Source organism: Lentibacter algarum (assembly GCF_040580765.1).
In the GTDB taxonomy this organism is placed as follows: Bacteria; Pseudomonadota; Alphaproteobacteria; order Rhodobacterales; family Rhodobacteraceae; genus Lentibacter; species Lentibacter algarum.
This window is the reverse complement of the sequence record NZ_CP158687.1, coordinates 2,441,446-2,459,178: the sequence shown is the minus strand read 5'-3', so window position 1 is coordinate 2,459,178 and position 17,733 is coordinate 2,441,446. Positions and strand designations below refer to the sequence as shown.

Here is a 17,733-nt window from a genome sequence, read left to right as displayed (position 1 = left end):
AATCACAGGTGTAATACGGGCAGTGCGATTTCATAAGCTCAGACTTACGGGGTTCAAAAGCTTCGTCGATCCGACCGACCTGATTATTCAGGACGGTCTGACAGGCGTCGTCGGGCCAAATGGCTGTGGTAAATCCAACCTGCTTGAAGCCCTGCGCTGGGTGATGGGCGAAAACCGCCCCACCGCTATGCGTGGCGGCGGGATGGAAGACGTGATCTTTGCAGGCGCATCCTCGCGGCCCGCGCGCAACTTTGCCGAAGTCTCGCTTCATATCGACAACCAAGACCGCCTCGCGCCTGCTGGCTTTAATGACATGGACAACCTCGAGGTCGTCCGCCGTATCACACGCGACGTCGGCAGTGCTTATAAAGCCAACGGCAAGGACACCCGCGCGCGCGATGTTCAGATGCTGTTTGCGGATGCCTCTACAGGGGCGCATTCCCCTGCGCTTGTGCGGCAGGGGCAGATCAGCGAGCTGATCAACGCCAAGCCCAAGAGCCGCCGCCGTATTCTCGAAGAGGCAGCAGGGATTTCGGGCCTCTATCAGCGCCGCCACGAGGCCGAGCTAAAGCTTAAGGGCGCAGAAACAAACTTGACGCGGGTTGACGATGTCCTTGAACAGTTGGCCGCGCAGCTGGCGCAGCTGGCCCGCCAAGCCCGTCAAGCGGCGCGCTACCGTGAGATCGGGGATGAGCTGCGGCGTGCGGAGGGGTTGCTGCTTTATCGGCGGTGGAAGGAAGCGCAAGTCGCGCATCTTGAGGAACAGAATATTCTAAAGGAGCGTACTGTAGCTGCAGCGCAGGCCGAAGCGGCCGCGCGGGAGGCGACGAAGCTGCGCCAACAGCGCGAAGATGCGTTGCCCGCTCTGCGCGAGGAAGAAGCCATCGCTGCGGCAGTGCTCCAGCGCCTCTCGGTACAGCGCGACACTTTGGAAGACCAAGAAAAGCGCGCGATTGCAACGATTGAAACGCTGGAAGCGCGGATCAGGCAGCTGGCGGCTGATATGGAGCGTGAGGAAGCGCTCAACCGTGACGCAGGCGAAACCATTGCGCGGCTGGAGTGGGAAACCGAAGAACTGAAAAAGGCGGGCGCGGGCCATGAGGCCAAGCTGGCGCAAGCCGCGGAAGCGTCTCAAGAGGCAGCACAGGTCTTGCAGGCGCGTGAGAATGCACTGTCTGAGCTGACTGAAGATGTGGCTCGCTTGGCTGCAAGGCATCAGTCTGCACAGCGCTTGCTAGAAGACAGTCGCAAGACAGAAGCCCGCTCCAGCGAAGAGGCTGAAAAAGCCAAGCGCGCTGCGGGCGAAGCTCGGGCGCTTTTGGAAAAAGCGGCGGTAGATTTTGAAGCGGCGCAGCAGGCTGAGAGCGCGGCCACCAAGCGCTCGCAGGATGCGGAGGAGGCGCTCACCGCTGCAGAGGCGGCGCGGGCGGCCACGCAATCCCGCGAGGCGGATGCGCGGGCAGAGCTGAGCGAAGCAGACGGAGAAGTGAATGCGCTCTCGGCTGAAGCCAGCGCCTTGGCGCGGCTTGTGGAGCGCGACACCGCCGAGGGCGGGCAGATCATTGATCAGCTGCAAGTGACGCCAGGCTATGAGAAGGCGCTGGGCGCGGCGCTGGCAGATGATTTGCGCGCCCCTGAAGTGGGCGAAGACGGGCCGTCGGGCTGGGCGAGCCTGCCAGCTTATCGAGATGCGCAAGCGTTGCCTGCGGGTGTTGAGCCGCTTTCGGCGCATGTGAATGTGCCTGCGGTTCTGACACGGCGGATGGCCCAGATCGGGCTTGTGGAGGCCGAGGCGGCTGCCGCGTTGCAGGCCGAGCTGAAGCCCGGGCAGCGGCTTGTGAGCCTTGATGGCGATTTGTGGCGCTGGGACGGGTTTCGCGCCTGGGCCGAGGATGCGCCGAGCGCGGCAGCCTTGCGTCTGGAGCAGATGAACCGTCTCGAAGCGCTCAAGCAGCAGATGGAAGCTGCCACTTCAAAAGCGCAGGGCGCGCGGCTGGCGCATCAGGTTCTTACAGAGCAGCTCAAGCGTGATGGTGAGGCCGACAAGGCCGCCCGCGAGGCACGGCGTGCAGCCGATACAGCCGTGGCAGAAGCCGCGCGGGCTTTGAGCCGCGCGGAAGCGGACCGCACCTTGGCAGAGTCGCGGCTGGACTCTCTTGGCCTTGCTGTGAAACGCCATGAGGACGAAGCAATGGCAGCGCGGCGCTCTTTGCAGGAGGCTGAGCGCGGCCTTGCGGGCCTTGGCAACCTTGAGACGGCGCGGGCCGAAGTCGAAGACGTGAAGATGACCGTTGAGGCCGCGCGCATGACCATGATGGCGAAGCGCTCGGGGCACGACGAATTGCGCCGCGAGGGCGAGGCACGCACGCGGCGGGGGCAGGAAGTCACGAAGGAGCTTTCAGGCTGGCGCCACCGTTTGGAGACAGCAGAAAAGCGGATTGCCGAACTGGCCGAGCGCAAGACTGCGAGCGAGGCTGAGCTGAAAGATGCCACGGCGGCGCCTGAAGAAATTGCGGCAAAACGTGAAGAGCTTGGCCATTCGATCTCACAGGCGGAGGCGCGCAAGGCCAAGGCCTCTGACGCGCTCTCGACAGCCGAAGGCGCTGAGCGTGATGCGACACTGGCCGAGCGCGAGGCGGAGCGCGCGGCAAGCGAGGCACGCGAGGCGCGGGCGCGCTCGGAGGCACGCACAGATGCGGCAGGCGAGACCGTAGCATACGCGGCGGAACGGATCGAGGAAGAGCAGGACACAACGCCAGAGGCGCTTTTGGAGAGCCTTGGGGCAGACCCTGAGAAGATGCCTGCTTCTGAGATGATCGAACAGGATGTGAACCGTCTGAAGCGGCAGCGGGATGCGCTTGGCGCAGTTAACCTGCGGGCCGAGGAAGATGCGAAGGAAGTCTCTCAGGAGCATGACGGGCTTTTGCTTGAAAAGACCGATCTGGAAGAGGCGATCCGTGCTTTGCGTACAGGCATTGCCAGCCTGAACCGCGAGGGGCGCGAGCGGCTGCTGACCGCCTTTGAGCAGGTGAACGACAACTTCTCGATGTTGTTCAAACACCTCTTTGGTGGCGGGGATGCCAATCTTGTTTTGGTGGAGAGCGACGACCCGCTAGATGCAGGGCTTGAGATTATGTGTCAGCCGCCTGGCAAGAAGCTTGCGACGCTTTCGCTTTTGTCTGGTGGGGAACAGACACTCACGGCGATGGCGCTGATCTTTGCGGTTTTCCTTGCGAACCCTGCGCCGATCTGTGTGCTCGACGAAGTCGACGCGCCTTTGGATGATGCGAACGTCACGCGCTTTTGTGACTTGCTTGACGAGATGTGCCGCCAGACCGACACACGCTTTCTGATCATCACGCACCATGCTGTGACGATGAGCCGGATGGACCGCTTGTATGGCGTCACGATGCAGGAGCGAGGCGTGAGCCAGCTTGTCTCTGTCGACCTGAAGAAGGCCGAGGCGATGGTGGCTTAGTTAAGGCTGCGTCCCGCTGGGTTAATGGCGCTGAGAAGGGCTGATTCTAGGGGGGTGATATGCGTGCACAATCCGTGCACAACCCGTGCACCGTCTGAAACGGGCTTTTGTTTACACAAAATTAGGTAATGCGGCGTGCGGTGTGCAAGGGGCCGGCTTGACAGCGGTCTGACCTAGGAGAGCAGCCGACGCGCCGTGCGGCCTTTTCTGGACTTGATAGCAAGGGCAAACAGCAACGCGACTGCCAATGTGCAGCCCCTTTGGAAACTTCTGTTTCGTTGTTTCTCTGCCATGAACGATCCGTGGGAAAACCCTGATATTATCTCACCAGCGCCCAGAAGTTGCCCGATTGTGAGGCGATACCATGCTTTGAGAAAAGAATAATCAAGGGATTATCGAGCATGGACCGACTGACTGAAATGGAAGCCTTTGCAATGGTCGTAGACCAAGGCGGGTTTACGGACGCAGCCAAGAAAATGGGGATTTCAAAATCCGCTGTTTCAAAGCACGTCTCCAGCCTTGAGGCCCGTCTGGGCGCGCGGCTTTTGAACCGCACGACGCGGCGGGTCAGCCCGACCGAGATTGGCCTCGCGTATTATGACCGTGCACGGCGCGTTTTGAATGATGCGGGCGAGGCAGATGCGCTTGTGTCGTCCATGCAATCCGATCCCTCTGGCCTATTGAGAATTTCTGTGGCGACAGATTTTGGTGTGAACCACCTTTCGCCTGTGTTGGGCGAGTTCCTCGCGGATTTCCCTGATATCACCGTGAATATGGTCCTCAACAATCGCTATGTGGAGCTGATTTCTGAGGGCTTTGACATGGCCATCCGCATTGGTGATCTGGAAGATAGCTCTTTGCGAGCACGCAAGCTTACCGAGACGAGCATGCGAATGATTGCGAGCCCAAGCTATTTCCAACGCTATGGGCGGCCCCAGAAAATTGACGATCTCAATGAGCACAAGCTTTTGCATTATTCCAACCATTCGGCAGGCAATGTCTGGAAGATTACCGCGCCATCCGGTGAAAAGCGTCAAGTGCGCACGGCTGGCTGGCTAACTGTGAATGACGGTCAATCGCTGCTCAATGCGGCTGTGTCTGGCCTTGGCATCGCCTATCTGCCGAGCTTTCTCTATGCGGAGGCGCTTGAGAAGGGTCTTGTGGAAGATGCGATCCCTGATCTGCCGATGGAGACACAAGGTATCTATGCGGTGTATCCGCCCGGACGCTTTACGCAGCCCAAAGTGCGCGCCTTTATCGACTTTCTGGTTCACTCGTTTGGCGACAAAGGGCCAAGTGACTGGTAAGGTCGATCCCCTGATTTTCCCCGCGGTTTATCCGCAACTGGCCCCGGTTGATCCGGGGCCTTTTTTGTGGCGTGGCGCTCGCTGTATGCGGCTGTCCAATATCAGTGAATGCGATTTACAGACGTGGCCTAGGCTGTAGAACGGGCGGCAGCCATGACCGCAGTTTATTATTTAAATCAAGACGTTGTCTTAACGCGTCGGAACGGGGACGTCTCCGCGATAGTCATAAAAGCCACGGCCTGTTTTGCGGCCCAGCCAGCCTGCGGCCACATATTTCGTCAAGAGCGGGCAGGGGCGATATTTGGTATCAGCGAGGCCGTCATGCAGCACGTTCATGATTGCGAGGCAGGTATCAAGGCCGATAAAGTCAGCAAGCTCAAGTGGACCCATCGGGTGATTGGCGCCGAGCTTCATGGCGTTGTCAATCGAGGCGACATTGCCGACGCCTTCATAGAGGGTATAGCAGGCCTCATTGATCATCGGGATCAGGATGCGATTGACGATAAATGCGGGGAAGTCTTCGGCGGAGGCGGCTGTCTTTCCGAGCTTTTCGACCACGGCGAGGCAGCTCTGATATGTCTCGTCATCAGTGGCGATGCCGCGGATCAGCTCGACCAGCTGCATGAGCGGAACCGGGTTCATAAAGTGAAAGCCCATGAACTTTTCGGGGCGGTCCGTGCGTGCGGCGAGGCGGGTGATCGAGATCGAGGAGGTATTTGATGTGATGATCGTGTGCTCGGGCAGGTGGGGTACGATGCCTTCGATGATCTTGTTTTTGATGTCTTCGTTTTCTGTTGCGGATTCGATCACGAGATCGGCTGTGCCGAGCGCGGCTACATCAAGCGCAGGGCTGATGCGGGCGAGGCCAGCTTGCATATCGGCTTCTGTGATGAGATTGCGCGACACTTGGCGCACCATGTTTTTCTCGATCTTGGCGAGCGCGGCTGTGAGCGCGTCTTGGCTGAGATCATTGAGCGTAACGTCATACCCCGCGAGCGCCATAACATGCGCGATACCATTGCCCATCTGGCCTGCACCGATGACGCCGACTGTTTTGATATCCATGCTGCTCTCCTTCGGGGTTAATCACGACAATAAGCCGCGGCTTAAGCAGGCTGCAAGGCGAAAGATAGGCCTTTAATTTCCGACCATTTTATCTGTTAGGGAATTGGAAATGGCTGTGGCGCATCTTCGGTTTTGGGTGAACTAAAATTGTGGTGGGAACTATGTCCTATGAAAGAATAGGGGGCGCAGCCCTTGACTATCGACTCTGCGAGTATGACGGATCGCGGCTGGCCTTTCGCGGCCCTAAACGCAGCCTTGATGAGCCTTTTGTAGCCGTGCTGGGAGGCACAGAAACCTTCGGGAAATTTGTGCCGCGTCCCTATGTGGACCGACTGGAAGACAAGCTGGAAATGCCCTGCCTTAACCTTGGGGTCATGAGCGCTGGGCTTGATGCTTTTGCGAGCGATCTTGGTGTTTTGAGTATGGCGGCGCGGGCGGAGGCCGTCATTGTGCAAGCGATGGGTGTGCACAATCTCTCGAACCGCTTTTATACGGTGCATCCGCGCCGCAACGACCGCTTTTTGCGGGCCTCAGACCAGATGAGAAAGTTGTTTCGGGGCGTGGATTTCACCGAGTTTCACTTTACCAATCATCTGTTGCGCCATTTGGCACGCTATCATCCGGACGGGTTTATTCTGTTGATGCAGGAATTGCAGCAGGCTTGGGTGGCGCGGATGCGGCTTTTGGCGGATCGGGTGGCGAAGCCGATGGTGCTGTTGTGGTTTGCGGATCATGGCCCCGATGAGAAGCGTGGCTTTGCCCATGCGGCGAGTGCGCCTTTTGGCGTGACCCAAGATATGATTGATGCGCTGGAAGGCGATATGGCACGCACGGTGATCTGTCGTGCAAGTCCAGCGGCTCTGGCGCGTGGCTATGAGGGTATGGTTTTTGCCGATCAGGAAGCTTTGGCGGCGATGCAGCTTTTGGGGCCTGCAGTGCATCAGGAAGCGGCAGATGCGCTTGAGCCTGTGCTGCGGCGCTTGCTTAAACGCTAGCTCAAGTCAGCGTTGAGCCACGTGCGGACTGCGGCCTCAAAGGCGCGGGGGCGCTCGGCGTGAAGCCAGTGCCCTGCCTCTGGGATTTTGGCAAAGCGCGCTTCTGAGAAGAGCGCTTTGATCTGGGGCCGGTGATCGCGCGTCACGTAGTGTGACGTTGCGCCTGTGAGAAAGAGGGAGGGGCCTGTGAAGCATGCGTCTATTGCCGGAAAGCTTAGGATCTGGGGCATATTCGCTTCAAGAGCGGCCAGATTGAGCCGCCATTTGCGTGCTTTCAGATCCAGAGACTGGGTGAAGAACGAGGCGAGCGTCGGGTCTTCGACCAGCGGCAGGAGCGCGGCTTGGGCTTCGGCGCGACCCTCTATCTGGGAGAGGTCGAGCGTGCGCATGGCGTTGATGTATTGCTGTTGGGAGTGGCTGTAGCTCACGGGGGCGATATCGGCGACAGTGAGGCGGTTGACCATCTCGGCGTGCTCAAGGGCAAGTACCATAGCGGCTTTGCCACCCATGGAGTGGCCCAAGACGTCGGCTTGGCCTCCGTGTGCAGCGATCACTTCGGCAAGGTCATCGGCCAAGGCGGTGTAACTGTGATCATCTGAGTGTAGCGAGCTGCCGTGGTTGCGCATGTCGACGGCGATCACTTGGCGCTCATCGGAGAGGCGCTTGGCGATAACGCCCCAGTTGCGGCCTGAGCCGAAGAGGCCATGCGCGATGAGCAGCGGGGGCTTGGCGTTGGCGATGCCATGGGTGATAGTGTGTAACATATGCGAGTGATACGCCATTTTCCGCGGGAAGGAAAAGGCGCAAGTTAGGCGGGATGTGATGTGATTGAGGCGAGCCGTTTGAGCGAAATGGAGCGTGAGCTGCGGGGGCTGATGGCCGCACATCTGGGCGTGGACAAGCCAAGCCTGGCCGCAGGGTTACGCAGCGTTGGCAGGGGGCTACCCCTGCGCCAAAGGCAGAACGGGGCGCGGCTCACTGAGGCACTCGAGAAAGTCTCACATCCGCAGCTTTGTGTGCAGCTTGACGAGGCCGCTATCGTCAAGTCGCATGGGCGCTTGAAAGCCTATTTGGAAAAGATTGACCGCAGCGAAGTAAAGCGCCGACAGTGGATACGGGCTGGCTCGGCGCTGGCATTTAATCTGTTGATTGTGTTGACGGTTCTGATTGTTGTGTTGCGGCTGCGCGGCTTTATCTAGGCGCATTTATGGTGCGCTGGGAGCCAAAGAAAAAGCCCGCGACCTTTGCAGCGCGGGCTTCATCAATCTGATGGAGGCGAGGCTTAGCGCGCGTAGGCGTCAGAAAATCCTGCACGTCTTGCTGTGGCGACAGCCGCGTTGATCTGGCCCGCGGCGAAGGGCCCTGCCATCACCAAACGATAAGATTTGCCACCTTTTTTCAATGTACCAAAGCGTGCGGGCAGGCCTGCGGCGGAGATGCGTTGTGCTGCGCGCTGGGCATTGGCTTCGCTTGAGAACATGCCAACTTGAACGTAGCGCCCGTCTGTTCCGCTTTTGGCCGTACCCCCTTGTTTGCGGGGCGTGGCGGCTGCGGCAGGCTTGCTGCGTGAGGATGTTGTCAGACCCATCGCGGCGTTTTGATCGTTCATGCTTGTGTAAGGGTAGCGCAGCTCTGGGAAGAGATTGTTGACGACCCGACCTGTCCCCTTGACGTAGAGCTTACGTGGGATTGTACGTGTCCAGATGAGGTCTGACTGGCGGATGCCCTCCACTGTCATTTGAGCGCGCTTCGGATTGAGTCGGTCGTCATCCCATGCCTTGCGGTAGCCCTTCGGCACTTTGTTGGTGACCGCTGAGCGCTGTTGTTCGTTGTACACATGGCGCGGGACAACACGGGTGTTGCCAGCGGCATTGATCTGGCCTGTTTGGCTGTTGCGCGTGATGATGCGTTGGCCTGTTGGTGTGCCTGAGATTTCTGGTGCAGAGCTCGGCTGTTGTGCAACGCGCTGCTGGACAGTTTTTTTCTGGCCATTGCGCATGACTGTGACGGGTTGGCGCTGAACCTGAACTGCGCCAGTCACAGGCTGAGTTTGTGAGCCGCAGCGCACACCCGGTCCAGAGCCGGCGTATTGGGCGCTGATCCCAGTGAAATTGGCGCAGGTTGTGGCGCGTGTGACGCGCTGTACCTGACGGGGTGCAGGCGCTGGCACTGGCGCAATTGTACGCTGGACAGGCTGAACGCGCTGTGGCGCTGGCTGAATGCGCGCTTGCTGCACGCGCTGAGGCGCGGGCCGTGTTGTCGGAGTCGCATCTATCACACGGGGCTGCGGTGCAGGAGCGACGCGCGGTGCCGGCTTGGCCACAACAGGTTTTGGAGCAGGCTTGGGCGCGGCAGCAGGCTTGGCAGCTGCAACACGCGGCGCTGGTGCTGGCGCAGGAGCTGCGGCGGCGGGCGCTTCGTTGTTGGTGATCTGCACTGGAGCATTTGCGCTCTGGGCTTGGGCGAGGTTGGCTTCAGCTCCAGAGAAGGTCGGCTTGAGCCCACAGAGGAGCTTGCGCGAGCGCGAAACCCGCGGGATCCAGTTGACGCGGCCATCAATCCCGGCGCGCACAAAAGCACAGCCGTTGTTATCGACGAATTGTTTGCCTTTGTAAGAACTGGGCGGGAAATTCACTGGTCCGTCAACATCACGCAGGGCCTGTGCCTGCGCTGTTGAGAGCGTCAGTGTTAGGAAAAATGCGCAAAGCGCGGCGACTCGTTTACAACTCATATCTTGCCCCCACAAGTGTGCAAGGAACATGCCCGATCACCAAAGACGAGTCTAGCCGAGAATAGTGCAAATATGCGCTATTTTGTGCCGAACATGCGGTCACCCGCATCCCCTAGGCCTGGAACGATGTAGCCTTGTTCATTGAGACATTCATCCAGCGAGGCTGTGATGATGCGCACATCAGGGTGGGCTTCCTGCATCCGCGCAACGCCTTCAGGGGCTGCAAGAAGGCAAAGGAAGGTGATGCGGCGCGCACCGGCTGCTTTGAGGAGATCAATGGCCGCGACAGAGGAATTGCCCGTGGCAAGCATGGGGTCAATCGCAAGGACATCGCGCTCGCTGATGTCTTCGGGGACTTTGAAGTAATACTGAACGGGCTTGAGCGTTTCCTCGTCGCGGTAGAGGCCGACAAAGCCGACACGCGCGGACGGGATCAGGTGTAACAGGCTATCAAGCATGCCGTTTCCTGCCCGCAAGATTGAGACAAGCGCGAGCTTCTTGCCTGACAGGTAGGGCGACTGCATCGGCTGGAGCGGGGTTTCGACCTCGCGCATTTCCAGCGGCAGATCGCGGGTGGCTTCATAAGCGAGGAGCTGGGCAATTTCGCCAAGGAGCTGCCGGAAGTGCGCGGAGGGTGTGGTCTTGTCGCGCATGAAGCTGAGTTTGTGCTGCACCAGAGGGTGATCAACGACTGTTAGATTTTTGCTCATATTCTTATCTCGCTTTCGTCTGGCGCTTTAGAGGAAGCTTACCCCTGATCCGCGTTCTTTTAGGCCAAGATGAGCCGCTATGGAGGCGGCGACATCTATCATTTGGATGTGTCCTATCTCACCTTGGCCTGCGCCCGCAACCAGAACGGGGACACGTTCTCTGGTATGGTCGGAGCCTTGCCATGTCGGATCATTGCCGTGATCAGCTGTGAGGATGAGCAGATCGTTTTGGCGCAGTGCAGCCAAAATATGGCGGAGCTCTCTGTCAAACCATGTGAGGTGGGCGGCGTAGCCTTCGGCATCGCGCCGATGGCCGAATTCGGTATCAAACTCCACGAAATTGGCAAACGTCAGGGAGCCATCAGGGGCTGTGTTGATGCGGTCATGGAGGCCTTGCATCAGCTCCGCGTCGCGGCCCTTTGTGGCGGTGTCGATGCCGCGGTGAGAGAATATATCGCTGATTTTGCCGATGGCGTGGGTGTGGTGCCCCTCTGCCTGCGCCCAGTCCAGCAGCGTGGGCGCGGGCGTGGCGATGGCGTAGTCATGGCGGTTCTTTGTCCGTTGAAAGCTGCCGTTGGCGCCGATGAAGGGGCGGGCGATAACGCGCCCCACCTTGAGGGCATGGAGATGTGGCGCGAGGTCTTCACAGAGCTTGAGAAGGCGCGGCAGGCCGAAGTGGTCTTCATGCGCGGCGATCTGGAAGACCGAATCTGCAGAGGTGTAACAGATCGGCCAGCCTGTCTTGATGTGCTCTTGGGCGAGGCTATCAATGATCTCTGTGCCAGAGGCGTGGCTGTTGCCGAGGGTTCCTTCTGTGCCTGCAAGCTTGGCGACCAGTGCGAGCAGATCAGGGGGGAAGGCTGGGGTTGTGTCAGGGAAATAGTGCCACGCCCAAGGGACGGGCACGCCCGCAAGCTCCCAATGGCCTGACGGGGTGTCCTTGCCGAGGCTTACTTCTGTGGCGGCGGCAAAACGGCCAGCAAGCTCTGCTGTGTTTGGTAGGGCGAGGCCAGAAGCGAGCGTGATGGCTTGTTTGAGGCCGAGGCTTTCCATGTTGGGCAGTGCGGGCGCGCAGGCCTGATAAATATGACCCAGCGTGTTTGCGCCTGTGTCGGGTAAGGCGCCGTTGAAGAACTGGTCGGCATCTGGTGCGCCGCCGATACCAGCGCTGTCGAGCACGACAAGGAAGGCGCGGCTCATGCTGTGACCCTCTCAAGCAAGAGAGGCTGTTCTGTTGGGGCTGAGCCAAGAGTTGTGGCTTGAAGAACGTCCACTGCTGCGCGGCGGGCGGCGTCTTCGCGGCTGGCATGGACGCGGGCGATGGGCTGGCCCTTTTCGACGCGTGTCCCGAGCGGGAGCATGTCAGAGAGGCCGACAGCGTAGTCGATGCTGTCACTTTCAACCTGCCGCCCACCGCCGAGGCTGACCACAGCAAGGCCGAGCGCTTCGCCATCATAGGCAGCGATATAGCCCGCTTCGGGGGCTGTGACTTCGCGGATGATATTGGCTTCGGGCAGGTAGCGCGCCCAGTTGTCGGCAAACCCGCGGGGCCCGCCTTGGGCCGCACACATGCGTGCGAAGGCTTCGGCGGCGCGGCCTGAAGCGATGGCTTGCGTGATCTTGGTTGCGCCCTCTTCGGGTGAGCTTGCGAGGGCTGCATCGGCGAGGAGCTGCCCACCAAGCGCGGCGGTGATATCGGCGAGGCGGGACGGGGCGGGAGAGGTGAGCGCGCGCATGATCTCGGAGATTTCGAGGGCATTTCCAAGCGACGCGACGAGGGGCTGGCTCATCTCTGTGATGAGGGCGGATGTCTTGCAGCCTGCGGCATTGGCGATACTGACGAGCGATTGCGCAAGTGCGCGGGCTTCGTCAGGCGTTTTCATAAACGCGCCAGAGCCGCATTTGACATCGAGCACCAGCGCCTCAAGCCCTGCGGCGAGCTTTTTGGAAAGGATCGATGCGGTGATGAGGTCAAGGCTTTCGACCGTACTTGTCACATCGCGGATCGCATAGAGGCGCTTGTCAGCGGGGGCGAGATTGGGGGATGCGGAGACGATGGCGAGGCCATTTTCACGCACGGCGCGCTGAAACTCGCCCATGCTGAGCGCGGTCTTGAAGCCGGGGATGGCGTCGAGCTTGTCGAGCGTACCGCCCGTGTGGCCAAGGCCGCGACCAGAGATCATGGGCACGAACGCTCCGCAGGCGGCAAGCGCGGGGGCAAGCAGAAGCGAGACGCAATCCCCGATCCCGCCTGTGGAGTGCTTGTCAACGATGGGTGCGGGGAGGTCCCATTCTGTGACATCACCGCTGTCGCGCATGGCGAGGGTGAGGGCGACGGAGTCTTCATGAGAGAGCTTGGAGAGCACCACGCCCATGGCAAAGGCCCCTGCTTGGGCATCAGACACGGAGCCATCGGCCAAGCCTTGGGCAAAGCTGCCGAGCGCTGCCGAGCCGATGGGCTGACCACGGCGCAGAGCGGCGAGCAGGGCGCGGGTGTTGGTCATGTGTTGTCCATGTGGGCGCTGGCAAAGGCACCAGGAAGCAATTCGGCAAGGGTGTAGCTGATTTCTGTGCCTGCCGTTGTGGCGAGGGTTACACGGGTGTCGGCTTGGCCGAACTCCATAAGCTTTTGGCGGCAGCCGCCACAGGGAGGCACAGGTGCGGGGCTATCGGCGATGACGTAGACCTCGGTGAGCTGTGTTTGCCCAGCGGCGACCATGGCCGCGATTGCCCCTGCCTCGGCACATGTGCCTTCGGGATAGGCGACATTTTCGACGTTGCAGCCAGAAAACACCTCGCCTGAGGCGGCGCGAATGGCGGCGCCGACCTTAAAGTTGGAATAGGGGGCGTAGGCATTGGCGCGGACAGTGCGCGCGGCGTCAGAGAGGGACATGCTGTGTCTTTCTGTTTGTTTTGGGGTATCTTGGAAGGGACAGACTGGCGAGTGCAAGGGGAGATTCGTCAGAATGAGAAATTTGGCTTCACATTAATTGGTTTAATGTTAAACTACTTTTGAAAAGGCTCAGGGCCGAGGGAGAGACTATGTCGATTGATAAGACCGAAACGGCGCGCGAAGCGGCGCTGAACTATCACGAATTTCCACGCCCTGGGAAGCTTGAGATCCGCCCGACAAAGCCGATGGCCAACGGACGCGACTTGGCCCGTGCTTACTCTCCTGGTGTTGCGGAGGCCTGTATCGAAATTGCTAAAAATCCAGCAGATGCAAGCCGTTACACGGCCCGAGGAAATCTTGTGGCTGTGGTGACAAACGGCACGGCTGTGCTGGGCCTTGGCAATATCGGCGCGCTGGCGTCCAAGCCCGTGATGGAAGGGAAGGCGGTCTTGTTCAAGAAATTTGCAGGGATTGATTGCTTTGATATCGAAGTGAACGAGAGTGACCCTGTGAAGCTGGCCGAGATTGTTTGTGCGCTGGAGCCAACCTTTGGAGCGATCAACCTTGAGGACATCAAGGCGCCCGATTGCTTTATTGTCGAGAAAATCTGCCGTGAGCGCATGGGCATCCCTGTATTTCATGACGACCAGCACGGCACAGCGATTGTTGTGGGCGCGGCGGCGACAAATGCGCTGCATGTGGTGGGTAAGAAGTTTGAAGACATCAAGATTGTCAGCACGGGCGGCGGCGCGGCAGGGATCGCCTGCCTCAACCTTTTGCTGAAGCTTGGTGTGAAGCGTGAAAATGTCTGGCTTTGTGACATTCACGGCCTCGTTTATGAGGGCCGCGAAGAGGACATGAACCCCCAGAAGGCGGCATTTGCACAAAAGACGGACAAGCGCACACTTGATGATGTGGTTGATGGTGCGGATATGTTTTTGGGCCTGTCTGGGCCCGGTGTGCTTAAACCTGAGCATGTGAAGAAGATGAGCAAGCGGCCCGTGATCTTTGCGCTGGCGAACCCGACCCCCGAGATTATGCCTGATGAGGTGCGTGCTGTGGCGCCTGATGCTGTGATTGCGACGGGACGGTCTGACTATCCGAACCAAGTCAACAATGTGCTGTGTTTTCCGTTTATCTTCCGTGGTGCGCTTGATGTGGGCGCAACCGAGATCAATGATGCGATGCAGATTGGCTGTGTGGACGGGATCGCGGCTCTGGCGCGCGCGACCACAAGTGCGGAGGCGGCAGCCGCCTATAAGGGCGAGGCGCTGACCTTTGGTGCGGAGTATCTTATTCCCAAGCCGTTTGACCTGCGTCTTTCGGCTGTCGTCAGCTCGGCTGTGGCCAAGGCGGCTATGGAAACGGGCGTTGCAACCAAACCGTTGGAAGATTTGGAGGCTTATAAAGAGCGGCTCAATGCGTCGGTCTTTAAGTCGGCGCTTTTGATGCGGCCTGTGTTTGATGCGGCGAGCCATGCCTCGCGGCGGATTATCTTTGCCGAGGGTGAGGATGAGCGCGTGCTGCGTGCCGCGCAGGCAATTTTGGAAGAGACAACGGAGCGCCCCATTTTGATTGGTCGCCCAGAGGTGATTGAGGCGCGCTGTGAGCGTTTCGGGATTACGGCGCGGGCTGGCAAGGATTTTGAACTGGTCAATCCAGAGAATGACCCGCGCTATCGCGATTTCTGGGGCAGCTATCACGAGATCATGGCGCGCAAGGGCGTCACGCCTGACTTGGCCCGTGCGATCATGCGCACGAATACGACAGCGATTGGTGCGATTGCTGTCCATCGTGGCGAGGCCGACAGCCTCATTTGCGGAACATTCGGCGAGTTTCGCTGGCACTTGAACTATGTGCAGCAGGTACTTGGCAGTCGCGAGTTGCGGCCCCACGGGGCCTTGTCGATGATGATCCTTGAGGATGGGCCGCTGTTTATTGCTGATACGCATGTGCATACGCTGCCGACGCCTGAGCAGATCGCCGAGGCGGCGATAGGTGCTGCGCGCCATGCCAAGCGCTTTGGCGTTGAGCCGAAAGTGGCGCTTTGCAGCCAGAGCCAGTTTGGCAATCAGCCGTTTGGCTCGGGGGAACGCATTCGTGCGGCGATTGAGATTTTGGACGCAGCGCCACGGGACTTTCAATATGAGGGCGAGATGAATGTTGACGCGGCGCTTGACCCGGAGCTGCGTGAGCGCTTGCTTCCAGCTGGCAGGCTTGAGGGCGTGGCGAATGTGTTGATTTTTGGCCATGCGGATGCGGCCTCGGCGGCGCGTAATATCCTGAAAATGAAGGCGGGCGGGCTCGAAGTTGGCCCGATCCTCATGGGTATGGGAAACCGTGCGCATGTTGTCAGCCCCGGGATCACGGCGCGGGGACTGCTCAACATGGCGGCGATTGCGGGCACGCCTGTGAAAAGCTATGGCTGAGTTTTCAGGTAGGACTTCGCAAATTTGCAAATGATGCGATATTGTCTGCGAAGCTTAGGCTTCGTGGATATATTTGCAAAAATTTGCAGCAGAAATTGCAAAATATTTGCGCCAAACTGCCGCGCATTGTGACTCCTTGCTTGCCTAAGGGTCGGGCTGGCCTTTACCTCTCTTGTCAAAGTGGAGGAGAACACTATGGGCAATACCGCGGGCTATAAAGCGCTCTATGATGGCTGGAAGGCCGACCCTGAAGCCTTTTGGATGAAGGCGGCTGAAGCGATTAACTGGGACGAGAAACCCTCAAAGGCGCTCTTTGACAAGGGCGACAATCTTTATGAGTGGTTTGCCGACGCAAAGTGCAACACCTGCTATAATGCCGTTGACCGCCATGTAGAGGCAGGGCGCGGCGAGCAGACGGCTATTATCTATGACAGCCCCATCACTCACACCAAACGCGAGATTTCGTATGTCGAGCTGCGCAACCGCGTCGCGACACTCGCAGGCGCGCTGCGCGCCAAGGGGATCGAGAAGGGTGACCGCGTCATCATTTACATGCCGATGGTGCCTGAAGCACTTGAAGCGATGCTGGCCTGTGCGCGGCTCGGCGCTGTGCATTCTGTTGTGTTTGGCGGCTTTGCGGCGAGCGAGCTTGCTGTTCGGATTGATGATGCCAAGCCCAAGGCCATTATCGCGGCCTCCTGTGGCCTCGAGCCAGGACGCGTTGTACATTACAAGCCGCTTCTTGACGGGGCCATTGATATGGCCACTCATAAGCCTGAGTTCACCGTTATTTTCCAGCGGGAACAAGAAGTTGCTGAGCTCAAAGAAGGCCGTGACTTTAACTGGCACGGGTTTCAATATGGCGTTGAGCCAGCCGAGTGTGTGCCTGTAGAGGGCAACCACCCTGCCTATATTCTTTACACCTCTGGCACGACTGGTGCGCCCAAGGGCGTGATCCGTCACACCGCTGGTCACATGGTGGCGCTCAACTGGAGCATGAAGAATATCTACAATGTCGACCCCGGCGATGTCTTTTGGGCGGCGTCGGATGTGGGCTGGGTTGTGGGGCATAGCTATATTGCCTACGGGCCGCTGATTCATGGCAATACGACGATTGTCTTTGAGGGCAAGCCCGTGGGCACGCCTGATGCGGGGACATTCTGGCGGGTTATTTCCGAGCATAAGGTGAAAAGCTTTTTCACAGCGCCGACCGCCTTCCGCGCTGTCAAACGCGTCGATCCGAAGGGCGAGTTTGTCGGGAAATACGACCTAAGCTGTCTGAAGACTGTCTATCTTGCCGGTGAGCGGGCCGACCCCGATACGATTGTCTGGGCGCAAGATCAGCTCAAGGTTCCTGTGATTGACCATTGGTGGCAGACCGAGACGGGCTGGGCCATTGCGGCGAATCCTGTGGGCGTCGAGATGTTGCCTGTGAAGCTTGGCAGCCCCTCAGTGCCTATGCCGGGGTATGATGTGCATATTCTGGATGAGGCGGGACATGAGCTGCCTGCGGGAGAGCTGGGCGCGATTGCGGTCAAGCTGCCGCTGCCGCCCGGAACGCTTCCCAACCTGTGGAACGCAGAGGCGCGCTTTCAGAAGAGTTACCTCAACACCTTCCCTGGTTACTACGAGACGGGTGATGCTGGGATGATTGATGAGGATGGCTACCTCTATATCATGGCGCGCACGGATGATGTGATCAACGTAGCGGGCCACCGTCTGAGCACAGGCGGGATGGAAGAAGTGCTCGCCTCTCACCCTGATGTTGCGGAATGCGCTGTGATTGGTGTGAGCGACGAGCTTAAGGGGCAGTTGCCTGTCGGATTTGTATGCCTGTCCAATGGCGTGAACCGTCCGCATGAGGAAATCGTCAAGGAATGTGTGACCCTTGTGCGCGAGAAGATCGGTCCTGTGGCGGCATTTAAGCTTGCTTGCGTTGTTGAGCGTTTGCCCAAGACACGCTCGGGCAAAATTTTGCGTGGTACGATGGTCTCGATTGCTGATGGCAAGGAGTTCAAGATGCCAGCGACGATTGATGATCCAGCCATTTTGGATGAAATCAAGGTTGCGCTGCAAGGGATCGGCTTTGCGAAGTAAGCTCTGAGCATCATTGCAAATGAGGCCC

General features: G+C 59.1%; 13 protein-coding genes. 6 read left to right on the top strand and 7 right to left on the bottom strand.

All coding sequences use genetic code 11. The annotated features are described in order from the left end of the window. The first annotated feature begins 22 nt into the window (after positions 1 to 22). Together smc and DSM117340_RS12160 are read left to right on the top strand one after the other, a co-directional pair. Positions 23 to 3,478 carry a chromosome segregation protein SMC gene (gene smc / locus DSM117340_RS12165; RefSeq protein WP_089891944.1) on the top strand — a complete coding sequence of 1,152 codons (3,456 nt, stop codon included), beginning with the start codon at positions 23 to 25 and terminating at the stop codon, positions 3,476 to 3,478. A gap of 401 nt (positions 3,479 to 3,879) precedes the next feature. Continuing rightward, entirely contained in the window at positions 3,880 to 4,785 is a 906-nt protein-coding gene (locus DSM117340_RS12160) for a LysR family transcriptional regulator (protein ID WP_089891941.1), read from the top strand. A 189-nt stretch (positions 4,786 to 4,974) separates the two neighbouring features. Here the strand turns inward: DSM117340_RS12160 and DSM117340_RS12155 are convergent, their stop codons facing one another. Beyond that, complete coding sequence (locus DSM117340_RS12155) at positions 4,975 to 5,850, bottom strand: 3-hydroxybutyryl-CoA dehydrogenase (protein ID WP_089891938.1); 876 nt, start codon at positions 5,848 to 5,850, stop codon at positions 4,975 to 4,977. Positions 5,851 to 6,011: 161 nt separating this feature from the next. On the opposite strand from DSM117340_RS12155, the gene DSM117340_RS12150 reads away from it, so the two are divergent. After that, positions 6,012 to 6,845, top strand: coding sequence for a DUF6473 family protein (locus DSM117340_RS12150; RefSeq protein WP_089891935.1), 834 nt, complete (start codon positions 6,012 to 6,014; stop codon positions 6,843 to 6,845). On the opposite strand, the gene DSM117340_RS12145 is transcribed toward DSM117340_RS12150, so the two are convergent. Then, the gene (locus DSM117340_RS12145) at positions 6,842 to 7,609 is read right to left on the bottom strand and encodes an alpha/beta fold hydrolase (protein ID WP_089891933.1); all 768 of its coding nucleotides are present in this window, start codon (positions 7,607 to 7,609) and stop codon (positions 6,842 to 6,844) included. The two genes, DSM117340_RS12150 and DSM117340_RS12145, sit on opposite strands and share 4 nt — an antisense overlap. Before the next feature lie 60 nt (positions 7,610 to 7,669). On the opposite strand from DSM117340_RS12145, the gene DSM117340_RS12140 reads away from it, so the two are divergent. Next, positions 7,670 to 8,044, top strand: coding sequence for a hypothetical protein (locus tag DSM117340_RS12140; RefSeq protein WP_089891930.1), 375 nt, complete (start codon positions 7,670 to 7,672; stop codon positions 8,042 to 8,044). A gap of 83 nt (positions 8,045 to 8,127) precedes the next feature. Here the strand turns inward: DSM117340_RS12140 and DSM117340_RS12135 are convergent, their stop codons facing one another. The 5 genes from DSM117340_RS12135 to DSM117340_RS12115 all read right to left on the bottom strand — a co-directional run bounded on the left by DSM117340_RS12135 (position 8,128) and on the right by DSM117340_RS12115 (position 13,179). After that, entirely contained in the window at positions 8,128 to 9,576 is a 1,449-nt protein-coding gene (locus DSM117340_RS12135) for an SPOR domain-containing protein (protein WP_089891927.1), read from the bottom strand. A gap of 77 nt (positions 9,577 to 9,653) precedes the next feature. Then, positions 9,654 to 10,286: a uracil phosphoribosyltransferase gene (upp, locus tag DSM117340_RS12130; protein ID WP_089891924.1), complete on the bottom strand. Its 633-nt coding sequence runs from the start codon at positions 10,284 to 10,286 to the stop codon at positions 9,654 to 9,656. Between the two features lie 27 nt (positions 10,287 to 10,313). Next, positions 10,314 to 11,486 carry a phosphopentomutase gene (locus DSM117340_RS12125; protein ID WP_089891921.1) on the bottom strand — a complete coding sequence of 391 codons (1,173 nt, stop codon included), beginning with the start codon at positions 11,484 to 11,486 and terminating at the stop codon, positions 10,314 to 10,316. Continuing rightward, positions 11,483 to 12,790, bottom strand: coding sequence for a thymidine phosphorylase (locus tag DSM117340_RS12120; RefSeq protein ID WP_089891918.1), 1,308 nt, complete (start codon positions 12,788 to 12,790; stop codon positions 11,483 to 11,485). Before DSM117340_RS12120 ends, DSM117340_RS12125 begins: the two co-directional genes overlap by 4 nt. Then, positions 12,787 to 13,179 (bottom strand): cytidine deaminase, encoded by a 393-nt coding sequence (locus DSM117340_RS12115; RefSeq protein ID WP_089891915.1) that lies wholly within the window; start codon positions 13,177 to 13,179, stop codon positions 12,787 to 12,789. Before DSM117340_RS12115 ends, DSM117340_RS12120 begins: the two co-directional genes overlap by 4 nt. Before the next feature lie 149 nt (positions 13,180 to 13,328). On the opposite strand from DSM117340_RS12115, the gene DSM117340_RS12110 reads away from it, so the two are divergent. Continuing rightward, on the top strand, positions 13,329 to 15,608 hold the full coding sequence (locus tag DSM117340_RS12110) for an NADP-dependent malic enzyme (RefSeq protein WP_354689673.1): 2,280 nt from the start codon (positions 13,329 to 13,331) through the stop codon (positions 15,606 to 15,608). Between the two features lie 195 nt (positions 15,609 to 15,803). Further along, a complete protein-coding gene (prpE, locus tag DSM117340_RS12105; protein ID WP_089891910.1) occupies positions 15,804 to 17,705 on the top strand; it encodes a propionate-CoA ligase PrpE in 1,902 nt (633 codons plus the stop codon). Positions 17,706 to 17,733: the final 28 nt, after the last annotated feature.